The 7,310-nt window shown below is 61.1% G+C and carries 5 protein-coding genes; 4 read left to right on the top strand and 1 reads right to left on the bottom strand.

What is annotated here, in order from left to right; genetic code table 11:
- Nucleotides 1-991, bottom strand: a 991-nt coding sequence (locus tag H0V78_14755) for an MMPL family transporter (GenBank protein MBA2352991.1), incomplete at its 3' end; no start/stop codon positions are given.
- A 608-nt stretch (nt 992-1,599) separates the two neighbouring features.
- Between H0V78_14755 and hpnH the strand changes: the two genes are divergently transcribed.
- From hpnH to shc, 4 genes are read left to right on the top strand one after another with little or no spacing between them, the layout of a single operon-like run.
- Nucleotides 1,600-2,736 (top strand): adenosyl-hopene transferase HpnH, encoded by a 1,137-nt coding sequence (gene hpnH, locus H0V78_14760; GenBank protein ID MBA2352992.1) that lies wholly within the window; start codon nt 1,600-1,602, stop codon nt 2,734-2,736.
- Nucleotides 2,736-3,956 carry a glycosyltransferase gene (locus H0V78_14765; GenBank protein ID MBA2352993.1) on the top strand — a complete coding sequence of 407 codons (1,221 nt, stop codon included), beginning with the start codon at nt 2,736-2,738 and terminating at the stop codon, nt 3,954-3,956. The genes hpnH and H0V78_14765 overlap by 1 nt, the downstream gene beginning before the upstream one ends.
- The gene (locus tag H0V78_14770) at nt 3,953-5,068 is read left to right on the top strand and encodes a squalene/phytoene synthase family protein (protein ID MBA2352994.1); all 1,116 of its coding nucleotides are present in this window, start codon (nt 3,953-3,955) and stop codon (nt 5,066-5,068) included. The genes H0V78_14765 and H0V78_14770 overlap by 4 nt, the downstream gene beginning before the upstream one ends.
- Nucleotides 5,049-7,145 (top strand): squalene--hopene cyclase, encoded by a 2,097-nt coding sequence (gene shc / locus H0V78_14775; GenBank protein ID MBA2352995.1) that lies wholly within the window; start codon nt 5,049-5,051, stop codon nt 7,143-7,145. Before H0V78_14770 ends, shc begins: the two co-directional genes overlap by 20 nt.
- The last annotated feature ends 165 nt before the right edge of the window (nt 7,146-7,310 follow it).

Raw genomic sequence — 7,310 nt, forward strand, 5'->3', positions numbered from 1 at the left:
ACACGAAAGTCGCGAATGCCGCCGTGCCGACCAGGCCAAGGAACAGGGTCGCCAATATCGCCAGCACCAGCCGCTTCGAGCGCAAACCCGCAAACAGGATGACGCAGACCAGCGCGAACGACGCCGCTGTCGCGATGCCGGCGCCCTGATGCACGCTTTCCAGTTCTTCGTCGTCGATCGCGGCCGAACCGGTCAATCGAATATTCAATTTGCCGCCAGCGTCGCGCGCCTCTGCTTCCATCGCGCGCGCGAGGCCGTGTGCGCGATCGAGAGCGGCGCCGGCGCGCCGAACGCTGTCGTCGTCGAGCGCCGGCTGCACCAGAACGAAGCCGCGCGGTTTTTCCTGGCGCAGTTCATCGCCGCCTAGCAAATCCTGCCACGAACGCCGGTAGGCGCTGCCCTGCAGTTCGGCTTCGATCGCAGCGCTCACGCTATCGAGCATAGCCTTGATGCGCGTCTGGTAATCGACGCTGAGCGGTTCGTCGAGCGCCCGGCCCAAGGTCGTGAACAGACCGTTCAGGCTGGGGTCCTGCGCCAGCGAACCGAGGAAAGGCGCGGCCTCGGTCAAACGCTCGCTGAGCTTCCACAACTCGTCTAGATCGAGATAAAGCAGGCCGTGTCGTGAAAAAAATTCGGGTTGCGATGGCAGATAAACCGCCTTGAACAATTCCGGCGCGGCTTTGAAGTGCGCGGCCAATCGCTCCGCGGCGTCGGATGCCTGTTCGGCGGAGGCGGCATCGACGACGGCGACAAAAGGCTTGTCGAATTGCGGAAAGTTGCGCTCGAGTTGCTGCTCGAGCTGGCGAAAGCGCAGGCTATCGTCGAGCATGTTGGCGATGCTGGTATCGACCGCCAAATGCGTGAACACGTAAGCGATCAGCAGCACGCCCAGAACAGCGGATGCCGCGAGCACGCCGCGGGCATGCGCGACCGACGCCGCGACCAATGCGCCGACTGCCCGTTCGCCTCGCCTTGCGGCGGCTTCTAGCATGTCGCGCGGGGCGCCGTATCGGGCAGAGCTGACATTCCCGTATCCGGGCGCGGATGCGGATCTATGCCGGCAACGCAGGCCGACGGGAAAGCATGATCGCGCGCGTTTCTGGCAGGAGTGGCTGATTCAGGAAAATCGGTACGGCGCCAGGCAATAAGCGGCATGCGGAAAAATGGAATTGAAAACTTCGGTTGGATTCACGGCAAGCGGGCGCATCACCGGATTGCATTTCCCGTAATCGCTTGCTATGTCAAACGACTAACCACGCAGCTCGGTTAACGATGAAAGTCGTGAAGAAGGGCGATTTTAGTCGGTTTGACGCTATAATGTCTGCATTCCCGGGCGGCCGATTGCGCGTCCGCTGGAGCGTTCTCGACGAAAACGAAAGCGCCCGCGCCGTGGGATGCAAGCAAAGCATTTGTTCCGAAGCAATCTCGTTCGCTAAAATCACGTCGAAAGTGCCACGAGAATTCTGCCCCCGGCTCTCATTGCAATCCTCTCGATCCGGGTTATTCGGCGATTCGTCGTATCCCGGGTGAACCGAAGACGGTCAGGTAAGGTCGATTTAGTCTGCTCTCCATGTAAACCAGCTTTCCACAGGAATAATAATGGGCATTCCCCTTATACAAAAATACCGTGTTGGCCGCTATATCCTGGGTCAGAAACTGCGCGGCGTGAAGCGCTATCCGGTGGTGTTGATGCTGGAGCCTCTGTTCCGCTGCAATCTCGCCTGCGTCGGCTGCGGCAAAATCGATTACCCTGAAGAGATCCTGAACCGCCGCCTTAGTGTGCAGGAATGCCTGGCTTCGGTCGATGAATGCGGCGCCCCCATCGTTTCGATTCCGGGCGGTGAGCCTTTGATTCACAAGGATATTGTGCCGATAGTCGAAGGCATCATCTCTCGCCGCAAATTCGTTTACCTGTGCACCAACGCGCTGCTGCTGAAAAAGCGGCTGCACGAATTCCAGCCTTCGCCGTATCTGACTTTTTCGGTCCATCTCGACGGCTTGAAGGACAGGCACGACGCTTCGGTCTGCCGCGACGGTGTCTTCGACAAGGCCGTCGAGGCCGCGAAACTCGCGCTCGAAGCCGGCTTTCGCGTGACGTTCAACTGCACGCTGTTCCAGAACGAATCGCCCGACGAAGTCGCCGCATTCATGGACTTCGCCAATGAAATCGGCGTCGAAGGGGTTACGATTTCGCCCGGCTACAGCTATCAGCATGCGCCGCAGCAAGATGTTTTTTTGCGCCGTTCCGCGAGCAAGCGCCTGTTCCGCGAAATCTTCAAGCGCGGAAAGACACGACGGGGCGAGCGCAAATGGCGCTTCAACCAGTCGAGCCTGTTCCTCGATTTCCTGGCCGGCAATCAGACCTACCAGTGCACGCCGTGGGGCAACCCGACGCGCAATGTTTTCGGCTGGCAGAAGCCATGTTACCTGCTCGTCGATGAAGGCTACGCAACAACCTTCAAAGAGCTGATCGACGATACTGCCTGGGAAAAATACGGCAACGGCCGCAATCCGAAATGCGCGGATTGCATGGTGCATTGCGGATACGAGCCGTCGGCGATAGACGATACTTTCATGCGCCCGTTGCGCGCGTTGCAAGTATTTTTGCAGGGCCCGCGAACCAGTGGGCCATTCGCGCCCGAGCTTCCCATTCTTTATCCCGAAGAGTCGCACGGCGCGCGGCCGATCAAGTTTTATCCGATGGGCAAAACCGCCGAACAGGACAGCAGCCGGTAATGCTGTGGGCGGCGCTGACACTGGCCATCTGGCTAGGCCTGTTGTGCCTGCCGTTTCAACCGTGGCGTACGCGCGAACGGCTGGATAGCGCGCGGCCTCGCGCCGGCACTGATCCATACGCGCGCGTGGGCGACTTGAACGCTGACCTCAGCGATGTCTGCGCGGTGGTGCCGGCGCGTGACGAAGCCGCTCACATCGGTGCAACGCTCGCCGCACTGCTGCGGCAGGGACGTGATCTTGATGTCATCGTGATCGACGATCAATCATCCGACGGCACTGCAGATATCGCCGGGCGCGCGGCGAACGTGCGAGTCGTTACCGGGCAGAGTGTGCCTGCAGGCTGGACCGGAAAACTGTGGGCGCTCGAACAAGGGTGCTCGCTTATCGACAAGCGCGACAAGTGCTACACGCTGTTGCTAGATGCCGATATCGAATTGCAGCCCGGCCTGATCGCGGCGTTGCGCGATAAAATGCAGCGCGAACAGTTGCAGTTCGCTTCGCTGATGCCGGCTCTGCGCATGACCGGGTTTTGGGAAAAGCTGCTGTTGCCGGCCTTCGTCTACTTCTTCAAACTTTTGTATCCGTTTCGGTTGGCGAACGACGTGCGTTTCCGAAAACTCGCTGCCGCTGCCGGCGGTTGCATCCTGCTGGAAACGCGGGCGCTCGACCAGATCGGCGGTTTCGTGGCACTGAAGGATGCGTTGATCGACGACTGCACCTTGGCGCGCCGCGTGAAAGCCGCCGGTTTCAATACCTGGATCGGGCTCACCCATTCGGCGCGCAGCCTGCGCCCCTACAGCGATCTCGCGGCAATCTGGAGTATGGTTGCGCGCTCGGCTTATACCCAGTTGCACTATTCGCTGCCGATGCTGGCGGCGCTCACGCTAATTTTTGCCCTGGCGTTCTGGCTGCCGGTTTACATGGCGGTTTTTGCGCCATTTGGGGCAGGCTGGCTTGCCGTGGTCGCGCTGATCGCCATGGCGGCGAGTTACGTGCCCGTGCTTCGTTTCTACGATTTGTCGAAGGTGTGGGCGCTGGCCCTGCCGCTGATCGCGACCTTGTTTCTATTCATGACCTGGACATCGGCTTTGCGCTATCACCGCGGCGAACGCGCGCGCTGGAAAGGCCGGGTTTACGATCGGAGCGAAGCCGGGCGCGCCGGCGATCGCCTCTATCCGGAGACGGTCACGACGGCGCTTCCGCAAAAACTATCGCGATGACGACCAAGCCGGCGGCAACGCCCGAAATACCATCGTCTGACGCCCAGTATCAGAACGAGATTCTGCAAGGCGTCTCGCGCACGTTTGCGCTGACCATACCGCAATTGCCGGATGCCCTGCGGCCGGCAGTCGTCAACGCTTACCTGCTGTGCCGCATTGCCGATACCATAGAAGACGAAGTCGCGCTGACGGCCGCGCAGAAGCGCCAGTTCGCGCAGCAGTTCATCGATATCGTTGCCGGGCGCGCGGCAGCCGAACCATTCGCTGCCGCCCTGTCCGCTTTGCTGTCGGAGCAAACGCTGGCCGCCGAGCGCGAACTCGTTGCCAACTCGGCGCGCGTGCTGCGCATCACGCATGCATTGACGCCGGCGCAGCAATCAGCATTACTGCGTTGCGTGACCGTGATGGCGAATGGCATGGCGCTGTTTCAGGCCAACAAAACGCCGCAAGGCCTGGCCGATCTTGCCCAGCTCGACAGTTATTGTTATTTCGTCGCTGGCGTGGTCGGCGAAATGCTGACTGAGCTTTATTGCGATTATTCCGACGAAATCAGGGCGAGACGCGAGGTCATGCTCAGGCTTGCGGTATCGTTCGGGCAGGGCTTGCAGATGACGAACATTCTTAAAGACATCTGGGAAGATCGCAGTCGCGGCGCCTGCTGGCTACCGCAGGATATTTTTCGCCGGCATGGCTTCGAACTGAGCGACCTCAACCCAGGCCAGCACGACGCGAAGTTCGGCGACGGCCTCGGCGAACTGATCGCCATTGCGCACGCGCATCTCGAAAATGCGTTGACGTACACGCTGATGATTCCGCGCCGCGAAAAAGGCATACGCAGATTCTGCTTCTGGGCGCTCGGCATGGCGGTTTTGACCTTGCGTAAAATCAATCGCCACCGCGACTTCACTTCGGGCAGGCAGGTCAAGATTTCTCGGCGCTCGGTCAAGGCGACCATCGCCGCAACGCATCTGACGAATAACAGCGACGCGGTCGCGCGCCTGATGTTCAATCTCGCCGCCAGCGGCCTGCCGAAAGCAGCCGCAAGCCGACCGAACGTATTCTCCCCAGCAACAACGATCATCAAAAAATCAGATGTGGGACCGGTTCACTGAATCGCTGCTGCCGCCATCGGGCAACGCTCTTGCGGACGAGCCGCTGTCGTACGTGCCGGCGGCGCCCGCGCGCCGCTCTGCCCGGTCGACAGACTACGCGACCAGCACGCCATTCATCGCTGAACTGAAGCACGGGATACGTGACGCTCGTCGAGCCCTGCTCGGCTTGCAAAAGCCCGACGGCCACTGGTGCTTCGAGCTCGAAGCCGATTGCACGATACCGGCCGAGTACATCCTGATGATGCATTTCATGGATGAGATCGATGCCGCGCTCGAGCGCAAGATTGCGGTCTACCTGCGCGCGCGCCAATCGGCAGCGCACGACGGCTGGTCGCTGTATCCGGGCGCGGCTTTCGATATGAGTTGCTCGGTCAAAGCCTATTACGCGCTGAAGCTCGCTGGCGACGATGTCGATTCAGCGCCCATGATTCGCGCTCGCGCCGCTATTCTGGCGAACGGCGGCGCCGCCCGCTGCAATGTGTTTACGCGCATCGCGCTAGCCTTGTTCGAGCAGGTGCCGTGGCGCGCCGCGCCGCTGGTTCCGGTCGAGATCATGCTGCTGCCGCGCTGGTTTCCGTTTCATCCGGGCAAGGTCTCCTACTGGTCGCGCACGGTCATGATCCCGCTTTCGATCCTGTGCAGCCTGAAAGCGCGCGCGAAGAATCCGCGCGGCATCTCAATTGCGGAGCTTTTCACGATTCCGCCCGAGCAGGAAAATAATTACTTTCCGGTGCGCTCGGCGCTGAACCGGGCGTTGCTGGGCATCGAACGAATCGCGTTTCGTTTCGAGCGATTCGTTCCCGCCCGCGTGCGTGCGCGAGCCATCGCGAAAGCCGAGCAATGGATCATCGAGCGGCTGAATGGCGAAGATGGCCTGGGCGCTATTTTTCCGGCCATGGTCAATGCATATGAAGCCTTGGCGCTGCTTGGCTATGGGCCCGAAAATTTGCATCGCGCGACGGCGAAGCGGGCGCTCGAAAAACTGCTGGTGGTCGGCGAAGAATCCGCTTATTGCCAGCCTTGCGTATCGCCGGTGTGGGATACGGCGCTTGCCTGCCTCGCGCTGCAGGAGGCCGACGGCGACGGCAAGTCCGCCTCGTCCCCGTCCCGCGTGAAGGTGCGGCGCGCACTCGATTGGCTTACTGCGAGGCAACTGGATAGCGAACCCGGCGATTGGCAGCACGCAAGGCCGGCATTGCGCGGCGGCGGCTGGCCTTTTCAGTATGGCAACGACCATTACCCCGATGTCGACGACACCGCGGCGGTCGGCTGGGCGATGCAGCGTGCGCATGATCCGCGCTATGCCAAACCGTTACAGCGCGCGGCGCAATGGGTTGCCGGCATGCAATCGAAAAACGGTGGCTTTGCCGCGTTCGACGTCGACAACACGCATTACCATCTGAACGAAATCCCGTTTGCCGATCATGGTGCCCTGCTCGATCCGCCGAGCGCCGATGTCAGCGCGCGCTGCATCGCCTTCCTCGGCCTGAACGATGCCGCGTTTTATGCCGATCGCATTAGCAGCGCCGCGAGTTATCTTTGCAGCGAGCAGGAAAGTTGCGGAGCATGGTTCGGGCGCTGGGGGACCAACTATATTTACGGGACGTGGTCGGTGCTGACGGCGCTCGAAGCAGCCGGCGTATTGTTCGATTCGCAAGCGGTCGCAAGCGCCGTGCAGTGGCTGAAGCGAGTGCAGCGCGACGATGGCGGCTGGGGCGAAAGCAACGACAGTTATCTCGATGATGCGGTGCCGGGAACGCACGCGAACAGCACGGCATTTCAAACCGCGTGGGCGATGCTTGCGCTGATGGCCGCCGGTGAAGCCGGATCGGAGGCCGTCGCGCGCGGTGCGGCTTATCTGCTGCGCGCGCAACGCGACGACGGCCTGTGGCGCGACGACGAATTCACCGCGCCCGGTTTTCCGCGCGTTTTTTATCTGAAGTATCACGGCTACGACAAATACTTCCCGCTGTGGGCGCTGGCGCGCTACCGCCATCTGCTGCCGGCGGAAGACCGGATTGCAGCCGGCGACAAGCCGGCGCTGCAAGCGCAGACGATGCTCGTCGACTGCAGTTAACGCTGTTTAGGCGCACACGCAAAGCTGCCCAACGTCACCGGCATCGTCGCTCCCTTACCACTCGAAGCACGCTGTCTTGCGCATGTGCAATTCGGCTTCCAGAAAAACATCGCCCTCGCCGATGTCGGCTGGATTTGCGTCTCCGGCATGGGCGCTGCGAACGCA

The sequence above is a fragment of the Burkholderiales bacterium genome, assembly GCA_013695435.1.
Taxonomy (GTDB): domain Bacteria; phylum Pseudomonadota; class Gammaproteobacteria; order Burkholderiales; family JACMKV01; genus JACMKV01.